Source organism: Vibrio glycogenivorans (assembly GCF_051660965.1).
Lineage (GTDB): Bacteria > Pseudomonadota > Gammaproteobacteria > Enterobacterales > Vibrionaceae > Vibrio.
In genome coordinates this window covers 206,769-222,965 of sequence record NZ_JBPVIS010000009.1, presented here as the reverse complement: position 1 = coordinate 222,965, position 16,197 = coordinate 206,769, and the positions used below count along the sequence as shown (strand labels likewise).

Below are 16,197 nucleotides of genomic sequence, written 5' to 3'. Positions count from 1 at the left end.
GAATGGTCATGATTAATAAACTTAAAAATGCAAAAACGATTACTATTCTCGTCATGGTTGGTCTTGTCTTTTTTGTGGCCGTATTCGCACCATTTCTAACTCCTCAAGACCCTTATTACACCGATTTTACTCGTTCCAACACAGCCCCAAGTGCTGAGCATTGGGCTGGAACCGACAGCCTTGGCAGAGATATTTTCTCTAGGCTTATATTAGGAACGCAAGCCTCGGTCTTATCTGCCCTTGCTCTTATAATACTGACGACTACTGTAGGCGTTTGCCTTGGTATGTTTGCCGGATACAATGGAGGTAGGGTTGATACATTTATTATGCGCATTGTTGACACCATGCTTTCTTTTCCTGATCTTGTGTTGGCGTTAGCTATTATAGGGATTTTTGGAACTGGACTACTTCCTGCGATGGTGGCTATTTTTGCGGTAAAGTGGGCGAAATACGCACGACTGACAAGAAGTTTAGTCATGAAAATCAAAACGCAGAATTACCTTATCGCTGCAATAACAAACGGGACTAAACCTCATAAAATCGTGTTTTCCCATGTTTTTCCCAATATCATTCCTCAAATTTTTGTTGCTGCATCTCTTGATATTGGAAGTATGATATTACTTTTATCTTCCTTATCCTTTTTGGGTTTTGGAATTTTGCCCCCAACCCCTGAGTGGGGATATATGCTGAGTGAGGCAAGAGGTTCGTTCTTAACGGCACCACATCTTATTTTTGCGCCGGGAGTGACGATGTTGATTGTAGTTATTATTTTTAACTTGTTTGGCGATAGTATGCGTGATGTTTTTGATACGAAATCAAATTAATGCGGTATGAAAAGTTTTAGTTTTTAAAATTAAATTAGTGAATATCTTTCGCTGTAAATACTAGCGATTAGAGAAAGGAAGTTTGTTAAATGAACAAAAGAATTGTTTTGATAGCTTTAGTTATAATAACTGGTGTGGCCATGTTATTTGCTAAATATTCAGGTGACTCAGGGTCAGAAGTAGACAAAAATGATAAAGTGGTTATTGCTACTTACTATTTTCCAGCAACCTTAGAACCCTCTAAGGATTGGGATAGTTGGTATGTTGTAGAATTTGGTGTGGGTGAAACATTGACCAAATATTCTAAAACCGGCGAAGTTATTCCTTGGCTTGCTGAAAGCTGGCAGATCAGTGAAGATAATAATTTGCTTTGGGAATTTAAACTGCGTGAAGATGTGGTTTTCTCAAATGGTGTGCCTATGACTGCAACAAAGGTCAAGGAGTCAATCGAACGTTTATATTCGATGGAAGATCCTGCTAATGGTGGAGGCGGTAACCCCCATGGGCACTTTACGTTTAATTCCATTGTAGCCGATGATGAAAATTACATTATCTATATTGAGACCTCGATACCTACTCCAGACTTACCCGGAGCACTTGGTTACCCTTGGCAGTTAATTGTGGATGTAGAAGCATCCAAGGAAAGAAATACATTCACAGAAAGTGTTGTTGGTACTGGGCCTTATATTATCACAGAATTTCAGCCTGGTATTTCCCTAAGTGGGGTTCGTAACGAAAACTACTGGAATGGCGAGCCTGGTTTTAATGAATTCGAAGTTGTTCACATGCAAGACGGTAATATGCGAGCCATGGCACTTATGGACGGAAGTATCGACTTTACGGTAAACCTACAACCTGGTGGACTTAGAGCTCTTGAAGGCAATGAGAATGTCATAGTGGAAGAGTATGCCGGTACCAAAACTGAGCTGGACCACATGAACTTTAGAGGAATTCTTTCGAATGAGATTCTGCGCAAAGCCATTGTTATGTCTATCGATGGAAATATCATTGCAGATAATGTTTTAGACGGTCTTTACAGTTGGGGATTCTCAGTCATTCCATCGGGCTTAGACTTTGATTATCACAGACTAACCAACCCTTATTCCTATAACTTTGATGCTGCAGTGAAACTGCTTGATGATAATGGAATTGTGGATACCACTGGCGATGGCATTCGTGAACTTGATGGCGAGAACATTGTTCTCGATTACGTCTCTCTTCCTGGCCAAAAAGAAATTGAAGCACGGATTGAGTTTATTAAAAAGCTTGGTCTTGGTGTAAACCACATTGTTCTAGAAGATTATCTTCCAAGGCTGTTTTCCCATGATTTTGATATTATTGGTAGTCATGATACAGCGACACCGACTGGAGATCCTGGGAAATTCCTGTCACGTTGGTATAGCGGTAATTTGGACAGCAACTATAGCGGATTTTCCAATGCAGAGTATGACGCCATTTACGAAAAATTGGAGTCGGAATTTGATGCCAATGTAAGAAGAGAGTATGTCGTCGAGCTACAGCAGATTCTTATTGATAACGCTGTAGCCTTAATTAGTGGCTACCCAGAATATAATGTGTGTTATGCCGCTGGACTCGAAGGGACAAATATTGGTGCTTACTACTATTACCAACTTACTCCTGAATTGAGATTTAAGTAAACGACTGAGCCTCTCTCAAACAAGTAAACTGCAAGGTTTGAAGGAGGCTCTGTGCATCAGTGCTCGACTCTGCACTTTATACAAAGGAGATTAAGTTTGTGGGTAAATTCCTATTAGATGTATCAGATTTAAGTATAGCCTATGATCAACCTTCAAATGTGATTGTAGAGGACTTTTGCCTACAAGTTGAGAGCGGTAAGATTGTCGCCATCGTAGGCGAAAGCGGAAGCGGCAAGACCAGTGTCATTCGTGCAATCATGGGAATTCTTCCTCCAACGGGTATAGTCACAAAAGGGAGTGTTATTTTTGATGATATCCCTCTACTAAAAAATACAAATCATAAAAAAGGCAAGGATATAGCTTTCGTATTTCAACACTCCGGATCAATGTTAAACCCCGTTTATACTATAGGGCAGCAATATATTGAGTTCATTCGGTCACACGAAAAAATGTCCAAATCTGAAGCAAGAGAACTTGCCGTCAAAACCTTGGAGAAAGTTCAACTATCTAATGCTGAAGAACTCATGTATAGCTACCCATTTGAGTTAAGCGGCGGCATGCAGCAGCGTGTAGGAATCGCGATGGCGATAACTTTTAATCCCCAATTGATATTAGCTGATGAGCCTACTTCTGCTTTAGATGTAACGACACAAATTCAGGTGATTGATTTATTAAAATCCATCAATGAAAAATATGGAACAACCATCATTATTGTTACACATAACCTTGGCGTAGCTTCTTATATGGCCGATGATTGCTTGGTTATGCTTGATGGGCAAATCATGGAATCCAATACCATGTCTAGTATTGTCCAAAGTCCAAGTAACGAGTATACAAAGAAATTGATTAATTCCACTATTCTTGAGGACATGCAAGATGGCTGAAGAAGTAATACTAAGCGTTAAGGACCTATGTAAGGATTTTAAGCGGAAAAATCATGTTATCAGCGCAAATGACCATATTAATTTTTCTCTCATGGAAGGAGAGATATTAGGGGTTGTAGGTGAAAGTGGTAGTGGTAAAAGTACACTGGCTAAATTACTTATGCATATTGAAAAACCACACCATGGCGAAATAAAAATATGTGGAGAAGAATATAGCACTTTGTCTGGGGAAAAACTTCGCATACATCGTAAAAATATTCAGATGATTTTTCAAGATCCCATTTCTTCTATGAACCCCAAGAAAAGGGTAAAGGATATTATCTGTGAGCCATTGTTGAATTATGGGAAGATTAAAAGAAGACAAATTGAAGAAAAAGCAATTGAATTGTTGCGTTCTGTAGAGCTTGATGAATCTTTCTTGGAAAAATACCCGCATAATATGAGTGGTGGTCAAGCTCAGCGTGTTGCTATTGCAAGGGCCATTGCCTTAAGGCCAAAGATCCTCCTTTGTGATGAAGCAACATCAGCACTAGATGTTTCTGTGCAAAAAAACATTATTGATACTTTGCTTAAGCTGAACCGAGAGCAAAATATATCGATTATTTTCATCTCCCATGACATTTTCCTGACCAGGTTAATTGCGGATAGAGTGATCGTTATGAATCAAGGTTGCATTGTTGATATTATAAATAAAGATGAATCTAAGAACCGAGAATATAACGAGTACACAAGAAAACTGATGTATTCTGCCAGTCTTATCAATAAGAATTTATCACCTAAGATCTAAGTGGTAAATTTATTTTGCTTTACCGAGTGTTCAGTGTTGTTGAGGCCGAGCGCTTTCTAGTCTAAATAAGTAGAAAACTGGACACAAGTCATAGCGCTCGAAGTACATGCGTTCATGAATAGGACTTTCTGCATCGACAATTGGCTGAGTGGGGATGCCTTCTATGGAGACGCCCCCGCTCTTTGTTAGGACAGTTGTCACTGGACCGTCTAAGCTAAATTCAATTTATGGTGATCTGTGTTTCTTTCGTCTTAAACCTAAGTGTCATTTCTGATGATTTCACCATATTTCAGCATCAGCTCTGCAAGGGTTGTAACCTCAAGCTTTTTCAAAATGTTGGAGCGGTGTACCTCAATCGTTCTCAGTGACAGGCACAGTTGATCGGCAATTTGTTGATTGCGTTTGCCACTGGTGAGTAAGTCTAGTACCTGACTCTCGCGTTTAGTCAGGGTGTGGTAGTTCTGTAGGTAGCTGTCAATTACCGCTTGCTGTTCAGACAGCTCAAGGCAGCGATAAATCGCCTCAACCAATGCCTCACCGTCGACCGGTTTTTGTAAGAAGTCGATGGCCCCCTTTTTTAGCGCCTCTACCGCCGAGGGGATATCACCATGCCCGGTGAGAAAAATCACTTTCAGTGGGCTGTACTCCTGCAGTAGCTTGTGATGAACTTCCTGACCGAGCATCTCTGGCATGCGCATATCTAGGACCACACATCCAGGTTGATTGATGTCTACTTGATCAAAAAAATCCATTCCAGAACAAAAGCTTGAGACCTTTAAGCCAAAGCTACTAAGGAGAAACCCAAGTGACTCGCGCACTTCTTGCTCATCGTCTATCAAGTATATCGGTAGTGGTTGTTTGCTCATGACTCTAGGGCTCTTCTTGGGTCTGGGGCTTTTCTTGGAATAGTGACTTGGGCAACGCAGCCGAGCTCGGCATTGTACAACAATAGGTGACCATCGTGCTTTTCTATTACATCTCGACAAATGGATAGTCCAAGGCCAAGACCACTGTCCTTGGTGGAAAAGAAGGCACTGTGTACTTCTTCATCGCTAGCAGTCAGGCCATTGCCATTGTCTTGCACCTGAATTTCAACATGAGTTGGCGCATAAGTAAGAGTGACCTTCACTATGAGCTCGCTGCGAATAGCCGTGACGGATTGACAGGCATCGCTGGCATTTCTCAATAGGTTGAGCAGGACTTGTTGCATTCCAACATAGTCAAACAGGGCAGAATAGGGTTGGCCGATGACTTCAAACGACAAGGTAATGTTATGGCGTCTAAAGTTAGATTCTATCAGCTCCATCGACTCATTGATAAAGCTGACTGGATCGCACAAGGTAAGTGTTGTTTCGCGCCGTTTTACCAGTGCACGTAAACGCTGAATGATATCGCTGGCAACGGAGGCTTGTTGATCAATTTTTTTAAGTGTGCCTGGTAAGTCATCGACTTCCCTCCCTTGGTGAATAAAATTAACCAGGCCCCGTGAGTAGTTTTTGATTGTCGAGAGGGGCTGATTGATCTCGTGAGCGAGACTGGAGCCGAGCTCACCAATGATCATGGTACGCTGCACGTGCTCTAGCATGGCGTTCTTCTCTTTTAACTCATCGAGAGACTGCTCAAGCTGTTTGCGGTTTTGATTAAAGCGATAAGTCAGCAGCAAGTGATAGCCGGTCATCGCGACCAGCGCCAATATCATGATCATCACCACGTAGTAGTGACGCTTAGCTAGTTCGAGTAAACGTTGCTGCCAGTGTTTCTGCAAAGGATGCATATCGAGGAACTTGTACACTTTATCCACATCGGTATTACTGACGGGAAAGGTCCAGCCAATGCTATACAGGGCTTTGGCTGCCGGATGCTCCTCAGGCATCGCCATCAAGGCTTGAGACACCTGCTTGCCTATATTGTCATCAGCGCGGTCGGTTTTCGCCCATGTCCAGTTTGGATAAAGGGGGGTGCTGACTGCACAACTTGAGTTGTAGGGGCGCTGTTCATTAATCACCCTCAACTTGGCTTTTGCAATCACTCCATCGAGCAACATATTCTCATAGGTACACGCAGGCACTATTGCCACCTCAATCTCGCCACTGATCACTGAGCGGATAATGTTGTCTGTCGGTGGCCCGGTAAACGTGAGATTTCGAAAGTAGGACGAGGTGGCTAAGTTGCGCTGCTCTATCTCGTATAAAAAAGCCAAAAATCCACCAAACGCTTTTGGGTCTACTGCGGCCATTGGTTTACGCGACAAATCCTCAAAGCTTTTATACGGGGAGTTTTCTCTGACGAGCACCACCGACGCGATTGAGCGACTTTGCAGGTCACTGAACCCCGTTTTTAAGGTGGCAAGCCCCGTCACCTCGAATTGGCGGGCAAATGTAGTCGCCTGCCCAGGGCTAGTTAGTACAAAGTCGAGCTGATCCGCTAAAAATTCCTGCTCAAGCAAGTCAAAGTCATAGGTATAGAGGTGGAACCGAGTGTTGGGTATCCGGCTTTCAAGCCAGTCTAGTGTTGGCCGCCAGTGCTCATGGGTATGTCTGTGCCCTCGTAGTGCAAGCACCCCAACATTGTAGTGCTCGATATCCAATGCACTGGACTGAACTTCGACTGAGGCGCTGACATCAGAAATCGTCAGCACAAGCGCAAAAATGATCGATAGAAAGTTTTTCATAATGTGTGATTTAGCGTGGCTGATCTCATTATTTTTAATTTTGTCAGCAAGCGATTTGTTTCAGATCAAGACAAGTCAAATACTGTGGAAAACCACAATATCCATACGGCCACTTAAGAGTGAAAATTCGCCCATACTACTAAATGGTTATATGACATTAGCCTCTTTAATAGCCCCATTAGTTCTAAGGATTAAATATATCAACAATGGAGCTGCATGTTATAAATCCATGAAAATAAAAAGATTTAACTAATTTATCATTTTAACTATTAATACTTATACTGGATATATCGAATGAAAAAATCAACGATTGCGATTGGCGTAGTGGCCGCAGCAGTGATTGGCGGCTATGCAGCCTACACGAACTTGTTTGGTGCGACTGCGGTGGAAGTGAGTGAAACCGCGCTCAACTCGAAGTTTGCTCAGTACCACCAAAGCGATAGCTTTATCTCGGCTCAAGAGCTGAATGTACTGATGAACTCGGGTCAGGATGTGGTCGTCATCGGCGCCCTTAACCCAATGCGCCCAAATCAGCCAATCTCTGGCTCGTTCACCATGTGGCGCAACGATTACTCAGCAGCCTCAGATGCTTATCCTTTTGGTGGGATGCAGAACACCCAGCAAGAGATGGAAGCACTACTGAGTGATTTCGGCGCAACACCTGAGACAACGATTGTCGTGTATGCCGCGGATTCTCACCATGATGCGGCTCGCCTGTTCTGGCAAGTTGCTGCACTTGGGCATGAAGACGTTCGTTATCTTGATGGTGGCCTAAATGCTTGGATGGGTGCTGGGTTTGCGACGGGCAATGCCAATCCAACCGTTGAGCCAACTCAGTACGCAGCGCCAAACTACTCAGAGGTTGAGCTGGCGACATTAGATATGGTTCTCGAAGCGCAAACTAACGAAGATTGGGTGATCATTGATACCCGTACTCTGGCTGAATTTGACGGCTCAACCACAGTCAGCGGGGCAGCAGGCCCTGGCGCGATTCCGACTAGCGTGCACATCGAGTGGACAGAGACGGTTGAAGATGACAGTACCCTTAAGTCGATGCCAGAGCTTGAAGCGCTGTATGCCGATATTATTCAAGGTAAAAAAGTGATCACTTATTGTCAGTCTGGTGTTCGCTCAGCGCACTCACTGATCGTACTTAAAGAGATTTTGGGCGCTGAAGAAGTCTACAACTACGATGGCTCTTGGATTGAGTACAGCCACGAGCACTACGTCGAGAACAACCCAGCGGTTAAAGTTATCAACGGTAACGGCTAGGGCGGCAGCGAGTAATGAGTAACGTAATTTTCAGTCAAAAACTGTACGACACGGCGCAAGTGATTGTCGATGGTTGTATGGGGGATGCGGACCCGGCTTGTCAGACGGCCTGTCCGATGCACACCGATGTGAAACAGTATGTTCGCCTTGCCGGTGAAGGCAAATACCAAGAGTCTTTAGACGTGGTGCGTCGCCGCCTCTTTCTGCCGCAAACACTAGGTCGTATCTGTGCTCACCCATGTGAGGTGGCTTGTCGTCGCAATACTGAGTTCGGTCAGCCGATCAGTGTCGCTGGGATCAAGCGCTTTGTCGCCGAGCAAATGGACAAAGCAGAAAACTGGGACCTGACCATCGCCGCTGAAACCGGCAAGAAAGTCGCAATCGTTGGGGCTGGCCCTGCGGGCGCTCAAGCTGCAATCGAGCTGCGCCGTCAAGGTCACAGCATTACCGTGTTTGAAAAGCTCGATGTTTACGGCGGTATGATGCGAGTTGGTATTCCTGAATACCGACTGCCCCGCGATGTGATTGATTTCGAATACAGCTATCTTGAACTGCTGGGTATCGAAACGCGCTTTGGGGTTGAGATTGGCAAGGATATCCTGTTCGCTGATCTTCGCGCGCAATTTGATGCCGTCATTCTGGCTCATGGCGCACATGTGGGCTCTATCATTCCTTTGCCAGGTCATGAGGCTAATGGGGTATTTTCGGCGGTTGAGTACCTAAAAGAGATCGCGCAAACCCAAGCCTTCCCACGCGCAGGTAAGCGAGTGATGGTCATTGGTGGCGGTGACGTTGCGATGGATTGCGCTCGCTCTTCATGGCGCATTGGGGCCGATCAGGTTCACCAGTGCTCACTCGAGTCGCTAGATAGCCTGCCAGCGAGTCAGGTTGAGATTGATGAGTCGCTCGAAGAAGGCGTGAGCTTTAACGCTGGCTGGGGCCCGGTGTCTATCCAATCTGAGGATGGTCGAGTGACGGCCATTACCCTTAAGAAGGTGGCATCGATCTTTGATAGCGAGGGGAACTTTGCGCCTCAATATACTGAGGAAACGCGCACAATTGAGGTCGATACTGTTGTGTTTGCAACAGGACAGATTGTTGCCGATATCACTGGCGGCGCCCTAGAGCAAACGCGTGGTGGTCGATACGTCGTCGATAAAGACACGCTAGCGACATCGGTCGATGGTGTTTATGTTGCGGGTGATGCTTGTGGCGGTAACATCGTGGTGGAAGCCATGGCGCTTGGCCATAAAGCGGCATTGAGTGTTGAGCGTCAGTTTGCTCAGCGCGACCTGACGGAAGGCCGTGATTTTACCCTTGAATATAGCTACCCATCACGTTTAGATGTTCCACTGCCTAAAGGGACTCAGGACACGCCACGCCTGCATGGTCTATTGCGTGATGCTGAAGAGCGCAAGCGTGATTTCAATCAGGTCGACTTTGGCTTTAGTGAACAAGATGTTCAAACCGAAGCCGGTCGTTGCTTGCAGTGTACTTGCAAGCTGTGCATGAGTGAATGCGTGATGATGAATGATTTTGGTGACTGTCCAAAGACGCTATTTAAAGACTTCATCGACAATAAAGATATGGACCCGCTGCTGGCCTATTCCTGTAACGCTTGTGATCAGTGTACCTTGGTTTGTCCTAAAGCCTTCCCAATGAAGGATATCTTTATGGGCTCGCGTGCGGACTTTGTTAAGGCCAATGATGGCAATTCACCGATACCGGGGCACAAAGCAATCAACATGCATCAAATGCTCGGGTTCTCAAAATTCTTCACTATGGCTAAGCGCGGAGCAAAATAATGAGCAATAAGATTTTTATGCCAGGTTGTAGCTTGCCATCCTACTCGCCTGAAGGGGTTGCAGCGATTGCAAATTACCTAAAAGAAGTCTTCCCAGAAATGGGGGCAGTGCAAAAATGCTGTGGTAAGCCTACCGCGGCCCTGGGACAGACCGAGCAGTTCAAGCAGCGCTTTGGCATGCTTCAGTCTGATTTCGATAAAGTCGATGCCGAGGAAGTCATCGTCGCCTGTCAAAGCTGCTTTGGCATGATCAAAAAGTTCTCTGATAACCAAGTGCCGGTCTCCCTGTGGACGCTGCTGCCGCAAATTGGCTTGCCGAAAGAGTTGGTTGGTAAGGCAAAAGACAGCGATGTGGTGTTCACGATTCATGACTCTTGCTCCACGCGCCATGAGCGAGAGCTGCAAGAGGGCATCCGCTGGATCATGAATGAGCTGGGTTATAAGACCGTTGAGCCTGAGCACACCAAAGAAAACACCCGTTGTTGTGGCTTTGGTGGCATGGTGGTGCCGGCTAACCCGGATGTGGCCAATCGGGTGATCAAGCGTCGTGTTGATGAATTTGAAACCGACCATGTCGTGGTGTACTGCGCGGCTTGCCGAGCTTCCATGATGGGCGTCGATACCGCATCTTGGCACATCTTGGACCTGATGTTTGGTCCCGTGGTGATGAAAGACACGCCACCACCGGCAAATGTTCTGGCAAGCCCAGTTAAATCTTGGTTTAACCGCTACAAGTCGAAAGCGGGTCTGATTAAATGCATGGCAGTTTAAGGCATTAGAAAATGAAAATTGTAAAAATTTTGGCTGCGATACTGGCTATCGCAGCGGTGATCTTCGGCGCGAAACAAACTGGGTTACTCGAGATCATTACTGATATTAGTCGCCTGCAAGCCTGGATTGCTGGCTTTGGCTTATGGGGTTACCTAGTCTTTGTCCTGGCGTTTGTATTTGCCTGTGTCTTTATGCTGCCAGGGAGTGCATTCACCATCGTCGCGGGCATTGTCTTTGGCCCAGTGAAAGGGGCGTTGCTGGCGCTGTTTTCAGCGACACTTGGGGCAACTGTGGCGTTTCTCTGTGCACGGTTTATTTTCCGTGACCTGATCCTAAACAAGTTTGGTGATAACCCAATCTTTAAGAAGATCGATGATGGCGTGGCGCAAAATGGGTCGAGCTTTTTGATCCTCACTCGCTTGGTGCCAGTGTTCCCCTTTAGTCTACAGAACTACGCCTATGGCATTACTGGCCTTAATCTTGGCACCTATATTCTAGTTTCACTGGTGACCATGGCACCTGGCGCCTTCATCTTCGCCTATATGGCGGGTGATATCGCTACCAACGGTGTGTCTGCGATGCTGCTGGTTAAATTTGCTGCCGCTGGCTTGGTTCTATTTGGCATGTCATTGATTCCAAAATATATTGCCAAGAAAAAAGGCATTGATATGGAAGCGCTAGCGAAGTAACGACGTTTGGATTAGGGGGCACTGCTCTGCCAAACTAAGCAAAGTATTGACCGGGCTTTGCCCCTCAAAACCAAGTCACTTGTCCAGCCTTTCAACAAGATAGGGAGAGTTTGTGTACAAATTCTCCCTTCTGTTTTTGTTTTGCAAACTATTGATGAAATTTTGTTACACTCGGTTAACGCTTAAATGAGTTAGGCGGTGGTAATGAAATGGAATGTCAAACTTATGAATAATAAAATCAATCAGATATTGACTCTATTTGCAGTGCTGTCTTTTGGTACTTCAGCTGGAGAAATTGAATGGCAACAAGTCACTGAGAAAGCTCAAGGACAAACCGTCTATTTTCATGCTTGGGGTGGAAGCCAAGAGATCAATCGCTACATTCAATGGGCAGGAAAAGAGCTGAGCTCACGTTACGGGGTGAAATTGCATCATGTCAAAGTTACGGATATTGCCGAGACGACACCGCGCCTGATTGCAGAAAAGGCGGTCGGAAAAAATACCGGTGGCAGCGTTGATATGGTGTGGATCAACGGTGAAAACTTCAAATCAATGAAAGACAATCAGCTACTGTTTGGTCCTTTCACCGAGCAGTTGCCAAACTGGCAGTATGTGGACAAAACGCTACCGATTGATGTTGACTTCTCAGAGCCGACCGAAGGCCTTGAGGCCCCGTGGGGAGTTGGCCAGTTGGTGTTTATTCATGACCCATACGAGCTGAATAACCCACCCAAATCATTTAGCGACCTGCTAAGCTACGCCAAGGCATTTCCAAACCGCCTCAGCTACCCTAAGCCACCAGAGTTTCATGGCACAAGCTTTCTTAAGGCACTGCTGATTGAGCTGTCTAACCATCACCCCGCGCTGTACCAAGAAGTCAACGAGGCGAACTTTGACCAGGTGACAAGTCCAATGTGGCAGTATCTCGATGAGTTCCATCAGGTCGCCTGGCGCAGCGGCCGTCAGTTCCCGGCGGGCACCTCAGAGACGATCCGTTTGCTCGATGACGGCCAGCTAGACCTTGCGATCACCTTCAATCCAAACGCGGTATATTCAGCGCAGGCATCGGGCCAGTTGGCTGAAACCACTCAAGCGTACGCCTTTGAGTCGGGAGCCTTATCCAACATTCATTTTCTTGCCATTCCCTGGAATGCAACAGCAAGGGAGGGGGCGCTGGTGGCGATCAACTTCTTGCTAAGCCCTGAGGCGCAATCGCGCAAGGGGGATCTCAATATCTGGGGCGACCCATCTGTTCTGGAGGTGAAGCATCTTACAGGCAGTGCGGCCAATACTCAGCATTATCAATCCATCGCTGAGCCGCACCCAAGCTGGCAGGCTGCCATTGAGCAGGAGTGGTTCAAACGCTATGGGCGATAACCGAACACTATGTTAAGACTGTCGTATTTTGTTGTGGTAGCGATTTGCATGCTACCCACACTGCCTGGCTTATTGGGCGTGACGATCGCGTCATTAAGCTATATTCCACCGCTAGGTCTAGACACGTTCTCGCTAGCTGGCTTTGCTCAAGTATGGGCATGGCACGGGGTTGGTAAGTCGCTGCTACTCTCATTTGTGACCTCGCTATTTAGCACGATACTCACCTGTCTTGTGACCTTTTCTATCCTGCAGCGCCTGTGGGGGAGAAGGGGCTGGCGACGTGTTGAGTGGTGTTTATCCCCCTTGATGTCGATGCCTCATGTGGCGTACGCGATCGGTTTTGCCTTTCTGTTTGCACCTACTGGCCTGGGGGTAAGAGCCTTTTTCCAGCTGTTTGGTATTGACCTGACAGGAGCCGGTGTGCAGGGGTTTGCCACCCTTGTTCAAGACCCTTACGGTTTAGGCCTGATTGTCATGCTGACTCTCAAGGAAGTGCCTTTTTTGCTGCTAATGAGCATTCCAGTCTTAAAGCAGCTCAATACAGAAAAGTCGCACAAGGTGTGCCAATCGCTGGGTTATCAACGCTATCAGTTTTGGTGGAAGTGCATGTTTAGCCAGTGGCTGGTCAAAATGCGCTTTCCAATCTTGGCTGTCCTGGCATATGGGTTGTCGGTGGTTGATGTCGCACTGATATTAGGCCCTACCAATCCACCCACGTTTTCCGTTTTGGTATGGCAGTGGTTCAATGATCCCGATCTAACCTTACTGCCTCGAGCGTCCGCAGGGGCCTGTGTGTTGTTTTTGCTCGCGGGTATCATGATAGCTATGGTCCGTGCGATAGAATGGGTTATCACAAAAGGCCTGCGTCAATGGCAAACCTCAGGACGGTCAGGGCTGAAACTGCCCGGTGTTAGCTTGATTGTTACCATGGTGGCTATCAGTAGTCTGATCATTCCTGTTACTGCTATTTGGAGTGTTGCCCAGCGATGGCGCTTTCCTGATTTTTTTCCGACGCGATACAGCTTAAGGTTTTGGCAGTATGAGTGGTCAGGCATTGTCTCGACCGTTGAGCAAAGCCTGACGCTAGCGCTTATCTCTGCCAGTGTGGCACTGCTGTTTGCCATCATCGCTCACGAGTATCGAATTAAGTATCGCTGGCAAGTGCCGGGGTATTTGATCGCGGTGCCGATGCTGATCCCTCAGCTATCAATCTTATTTGGATTTCAGATGATGACCTTATTCGTCGGGGGACAGCATTATTGGTTATGGGTCTGCTGGGCGCATATGTTTTTTGCCTTTCCATTTATCTACCTTGCGCTTGACGGTCCATGGCGGGCCTATAACCCGGGCTTTACTCGGGTGGCATTGAGCTTGGGTAAAACCCCCTTGAGAGCATTCTTTGCTGTTAAGGTGCCGCAACTGTTTTCGGCGATTGCGTTTGCATGGGCGGTTGGGATCAGTGTGAGTTTGGCTCAATACCTGCCAACCTTGATGCTCGGTGCGGGACGCATCAGTACCTTGACCACCGAGGCAGTGGCTTTATCGAGTGGCTTTGACCGACGCGTCACGGCGATCTATGCGCTTTGGCAGGCTTTGTTGCCGCTGCTGTTTTTTGTTTTTGCCATCACCCTGAGTCGAGCAACTCGGTGGCGAAGTAAGTTTCAAATGTTCAAAGGTTCAATAATTAATGAGTCTGTGTCTAAAAAAACTCACCATTCTTAAAAAGGAAGGTGAGGCACTGTTTACCGGATTAGATTTGCAGGTTTTGCCTGGTGAAGTCCTATCTTTAATGGGCCCGAGTGGTTGTGGGAAATCGACGCTGCTTGATGTCATCGCTGGTCACCTTTCTGATGAGTTTGAGTATCAAGGTCAAGTACTGCTTGATGATGTGGTGTTAGATAAGCTCAGTGCTCATCAGCGCCGAGTTGGGATCTTATTTCAAGATGATCTGCTGTTCCCTCACCTCACTATCTGGGAGAACTTGGCATTTGCCATTCCTGATAATGTGAAAGGGGAAGAGCGTAAGCAGCGAGCCATGCAAGCTCTGGAAAATATTTCTTTACTCACACTGGCAGACTCCTTTCCCGAGCAAGTCTCCGGTGGACAGCGGGCGCGTATCAGTTTGACCCGGATGCTGTTGGCCAAACCTAAGGTGGTGCTGCTCGATGAGCCTTTCAGTAAGCTGGACAAAATGTTGCGTGAGCAGTTCCGAGACTGGGTATTCGAACAACTGGCACAGGCAAATATTCCAACCGTGATGGTGACACATGATGAACAGGACGTTCCTGCAGGAAGTCGTATGTTGAACTGGCCTTGGGTAGACAATCATGCTGGATAGCTTAAGTATCAAAGTTATACGCTGGCCTTTGGCTCAGCTTGCCACCTTGCTGGATAAAATGGGGATCAAGGCTAACCAAGTCACGATTACAGGCTTTGTTTTAGGCTGTATTGCGCTGCCTCTGCTTGCCTTCGAGTGGTACATCGCTGGGTTAGTGTTCATCGCCTTGAATCGGATATTCGATGGTTTGGACGGGGCATTAGCCAGAAGGCAGGGCATTTCTGATGCCGGCGGCTTCCTCGATATCAGCCTCGACTTCGTTTTTTACTCTATGGTTCCGTTCGGGTTTGTTCTGGCCAACCCGGAAGCGAACGCCGTAGCGGGCGCGCTGTTGATCTTTTCTTTTATGGGCACAGGCTCAAGTTTCCTCGCTTTTGCCGTAATGGCAGGCAAGCGCGGGATCAGCAATCCTGTATACAAACAGAAGTCGCTCTATTACATGGCGGGGTTGACGGAAGGAACGGAGACCATCGCTTGCTTTGTGTTGATGTGTTTACTGCCACAATATTTTGCTCATATTGCCTACGTGTTTGCGATGCTGTGTTTTTTCACCACATTCACTCGCATCTACTCGGGCTTTCACACGCTCACCGAGCCATCTGAACCGTGATGACAATAAAGGCCCTCGATGGAATGATAATGAGGGCCTTTACCTAGTTTGCGCTCAAAGCTGATCCAGTTCAGTGTCTTCCTGTAGCTCTAACAAGTTAATCGCGATAGCGACAAAGTCACTGTCGGTAATGATGCCGATTAACTGATTGTTCTCGACCACAGGAAGGCAGCCGACTTTATGTTTTTGCATGTATTTGGCACTTTCCTTCAGTCCAGCCTGTGGCGTAACTGTCATCAGCTTGGTGTGCATGATCTCGCGTAAAGGCGTCTCTGCGGTGTAAGAGAGTTGCGCAGAGCCATTGAGTAGACTGGATTCTTGCGCGGCAAGGACGTCGCGTTGGGTGACGATACCGAGCAGGCTGCGGTCGGTATCCACGATGGGAATATGGCGGATATCTAGGGCGCTCATCATATCGCGCGCATCAGACAAAGAGTGCGAACGCAGCAGGGTATGCGGACTTCGCGTCATCATATCTTCAACCTTTATCATACCGGTCTCCTTGTTTTTCT

At 46.8% G+C, this 16,197-nt stretch carries 15 protein-coding genes; 12 read left to right on the top strand and 3 right to left on the bottom strand.

Features of this window, described 5'->3' with window-relative positions:
- The first annotated feature begins 8 nt into the window (after positions 1 to 8).
- The 4 genes from nikC to ACSTTG_RS17930 all read left to right on the top strand — a co-directional run bounded on the left by nikC (position 9) and on the right by ACSTTG_RS17930 (position 4,153).
- Entirely contained in the window at positions 9 to 824 is an 816-nt protein-coding gene (nikC, locus tag ACSTTG_RS17945; protein WP_438460222.1) for a nickel transporter permease, read from the top strand.
- An 89-nt stretch (positions 825 to 913) separates the two neighbouring features.
- On the top strand, positions 914 to 2,482 hold the full coding sequence (locus ACSTTG_RS17940; RefSeq protein WP_438460223.1) for an ABC transporter substrate-binding protein: 1,569 nt from the start codon (positions 914 to 916) through the stop codon (positions 2,480 to 2,482).
- Positions 2,483 to 2,580: 98 nt separating this feature from the next.
- A complete protein-coding gene (locus ACSTTG_RS17935) occupies positions 2,581 to 3,366 on the top strand; it encodes an ABC transporter ATP-binding protein (RefSeq protein ID WP_438475751.1) in 786 nt (261 codons plus the stop codon).
- Entirely contained in the window at positions 3,359 to 4,153 is a 795-nt protein-coding gene (locus ACSTTG_RS17930; protein WP_438475750.1) for an ABC transporter ATP-binding protein, read from the top strand. The genes ACSTTG_RS17935 and ACSTTG_RS17930 overlap by 8 nt, the downstream gene beginning before the upstream one ends.
- 257 nt (positions 4,154 to 4,410) lie before the next feature.
- On the opposite strand, the gene ACSTTG_RS17925 is transcribed toward ACSTTG_RS17930, so the two are convergent.
- Positions 4,411 to 5,019 carry a response regulator transcription factor gene (locus ACSTTG_RS17925; protein WP_438460226.1) on the bottom strand — a complete coding sequence of 203 codons (609 nt, stop codon included), beginning with the start codon at positions 5,017 to 5,019 and terminating at the stop codon, positions 4,411 to 4,413.
- Positions 5,016 to 6,824 carry a sensor histidine kinase gene (locus tag ACSTTG_RS17920; protein ID WP_438475749.1) on the bottom strand — a complete coding sequence of 603 codons (1,809 nt, stop codon included), beginning with the start codon at positions 6,822 to 6,824 and terminating at the stop codon, positions 5,016 to 5,018. Before ACSTTG_RS17920 ends, ACSTTG_RS17925 begins: the two co-directional genes overlap by 4 nt.
- A 294-nt stretch (positions 6,825 to 7,118) precedes the next feature.
- On the opposite strand from ACSTTG_RS17920, the gene ACSTTG_RS17915 reads away from it, so the two are divergent.
- The 8 genes from ACSTTG_RS17915 (at position 7,119) to ACSTTG_RS17880 (ending at position 15,685) form a co-directional block, all read left to right on the top strand.
- The gene (locus ACSTTG_RS17915) at positions 7,119 to 8,096 is read left to right on the top strand and encodes a sulfurtransferase (RefSeq protein ID WP_438460228.1); all 978 of its coding nucleotides are present in this window, start codon (positions 7,119 to 7,121) and stop codon (positions 8,094 to 8,096) included.
- Positions 8,097 to 8,110: 14 nt separating this feature from the next.
- Positions 8,111 to 9,901: an FAD-dependent oxidoreductase gene (locus tag ACSTTG_RS17910; protein ID WP_438475748.1), complete on the top strand. Its 1,791-nt coding sequence runs from the start codon at positions 8,111 to 8,113 to the stop codon at positions 9,899 to 9,901.
- Entirely contained in the window at positions 9,901 to 10,671 is a 771-nt protein-coding gene (locus tag ACSTTG_RS17905; RefSeq protein ID WP_438475747.1) for a heterodisulfide reductase-related iron-sulfur binding cluster, read from the top strand. The genes ACSTTG_RS17910 and ACSTTG_RS17905 overlap by 1 nt, the downstream gene beginning before the upstream one ends.
- Before the next feature lie 11 nt (positions 10,672 to 10,682).
- Entirely contained in the window at positions 10,683 to 11,360 is a 678-nt protein-coding gene (locus ACSTTG_RS17900; RefSeq protein WP_438475746.1) for a TVP38/TMEM64 family protein, read from the top strand.
- A gap of 225 nt (positions 11,361 to 11,585) precedes the next feature.
- Positions 11,586 to 12,737 carry an ABC transporter substrate-binding protein gene (locus ACSTTG_RS17895; RefSeq protein ID WP_438460232.1) on the top strand — a complete coding sequence of 384 codons (1,152 nt, stop codon included), beginning with the start codon at positions 11,586 to 11,588 and terminating at the stop codon, positions 12,735 to 12,737.
- A 9-nt stretch (positions 12,738 to 12,746) separates the two neighbouring features.
- Positions 12,747 to 14,459, top strand: a complete 1,713-nt coding sequence (locus ACSTTG_RS17890; protein ID WP_438475745.1) for an ABC transporter permease — start codon at positions 12,747 to 12,749, stop codon at positions 14,457 to 14,459.
- Entirely contained in the window at positions 14,425 to 15,075 is a 651-nt protein-coding gene (locus ACSTTG_RS17885; RefSeq protein ID WP_438460234.1) for an ATP-binding cassette domain-containing protein, read from the top strand. Before ACSTTG_RS17890 ends, ACSTTG_RS17885 begins: the two co-directional genes overlap by 35 nt.
- The gene (locus ACSTTG_RS17880; protein ID WP_438475744.1) at positions 15,065 to 15,685 is read left to right on the top strand and encodes a CDP-alcohol phosphatidyltransferase family protein; all 621 of its coding nucleotides are present in this window, start codon (positions 15,065 to 15,067) and stop codon (positions 15,683 to 15,685) included. Before ACSTTG_RS17885 ends, ACSTTG_RS17880 begins: the two co-directional genes overlap by 11 nt.
- A 54-nt stretch (positions 15,686 to 15,739) precedes the next feature.
- On the opposite strand, the gene ACSTTG_RS17875 is transcribed toward ACSTTG_RS17880, so the two are convergent.
- Positions 15,740 to 16,177, bottom strand: a complete 438-nt coding sequence (locus ACSTTG_RS17875) for a CBS domain-containing protein (RefSeq protein WP_438460236.1) — start codon at positions 16,175 to 16,177, stop codon at positions 15,740 to 15,742.
- Positions 16,178 to 16,197 lie beyond the last annotated feature (20 nt).

What these genes read in the sequence shown, in the direction of transcription:
- nikC (WP_438460222.1), top strand. Translation starts at nt 9, where the DNA reads ATGATTAATAAACTTAAAAATGCAAAAACGATTACTATTCTCGTCATG.
- ACSTTG_RS17940 (WP_438460223.1), top strand. Translation starts at nt 914, where the DNA reads ATGAACAAAAGAATTGTTTTGATAGCTTTAGTTATAATAACTGGTGTG.
- ACSTTG_RS17930 (WP_438475750.1), top strand. Translation starts at nt 3,359, where the DNA reads ATGGCTGAAGAAGTAATACTAAGCGTTAAGGACCTATGTAAGGATTTT.
- ACSTTG_RS17925 (WP_438460226.1), bottom strand. Translation starts at nt 5,019, where the DNA reads ATGAGCAAACAACCACTACCGATATACTTGATAGACGATGAGCAAGAA.
- ACSTTG_RS17920 (WP_438475749.1), bottom strand. Translation starts at nt 6,824, where the DNA reads ATGAAAAACTTTCTATCGATCATTTTTGCGCTTGTGCTGACGATTTCT.
- ACSTTG_RS17915 (WP_438460228.1), top strand. Translation starts at nt 7,119, where the DNA reads ATGAAAAAATCAACGATTGCGATTGGCGTAGTGGCCGCAGCAGTGATT.
- ACSTTG_RS17910 (WP_438475748.1), top strand. Translation starts at nt 8,111, where the DNA reads ATGAGTAACGTAATTTTCAGTCAAAAACTGTACGACACGGCGCAAGTG.
- ACSTTG_RS17905 (WP_438475747.1), top strand. Translation starts at nt 9,901, where the DNA reads ATGAGCAATAAGATTTTTATGCCAGGTTGTAGCTTGCCATCCTACTCG.
- ACSTTG_RS17900 (WP_438475746.1), top strand. Translation starts at nt 10,683, where the DNA reads ATGAAAATTGTAAAAATTTTGGCTGCGATACTGGCTATCGCAGCGGTG.
- ACSTTG_RS17895 (WP_438460232.1), top strand. Translation starts at nt 11,586, where the DNA reads ATGAATAATAAAATCAATCAGATATTGACTCTATTTGCAGTGCTGTCT.
- ACSTTG_RS17890 (WP_438475745.1), top strand. Translation starts at nt 12,747, where the DNA reads ATGTTAAGACTGTCGTATTTTGTTGTGGTAGCGATTTGCATGCTACCC.
- ACSTTG_RS17885 (WP_438460234.1), top strand. Translation starts at nt 14,425, where the DNA reads ATGAGTCTGTGTCTAAAAAAACTCACCATTCTTAAAAAGGAAGGTGAG.
- ACSTTG_RS17880 (WP_438475744.1), top strand. Translation starts at nt 15,065, where the DNA reads ATGCTGGATAGCTTAAGTATCAAAGTTATACGCTGGCCTTTGGCTCAG.
- ACSTTG_RS17875 (WP_438460236.1), bottom strand. Translation starts at nt 16,177, where the DNA reads ATGATAAAGGTTGAAGATATGATGACGCGAAGTCCGCATACCCTGCTG.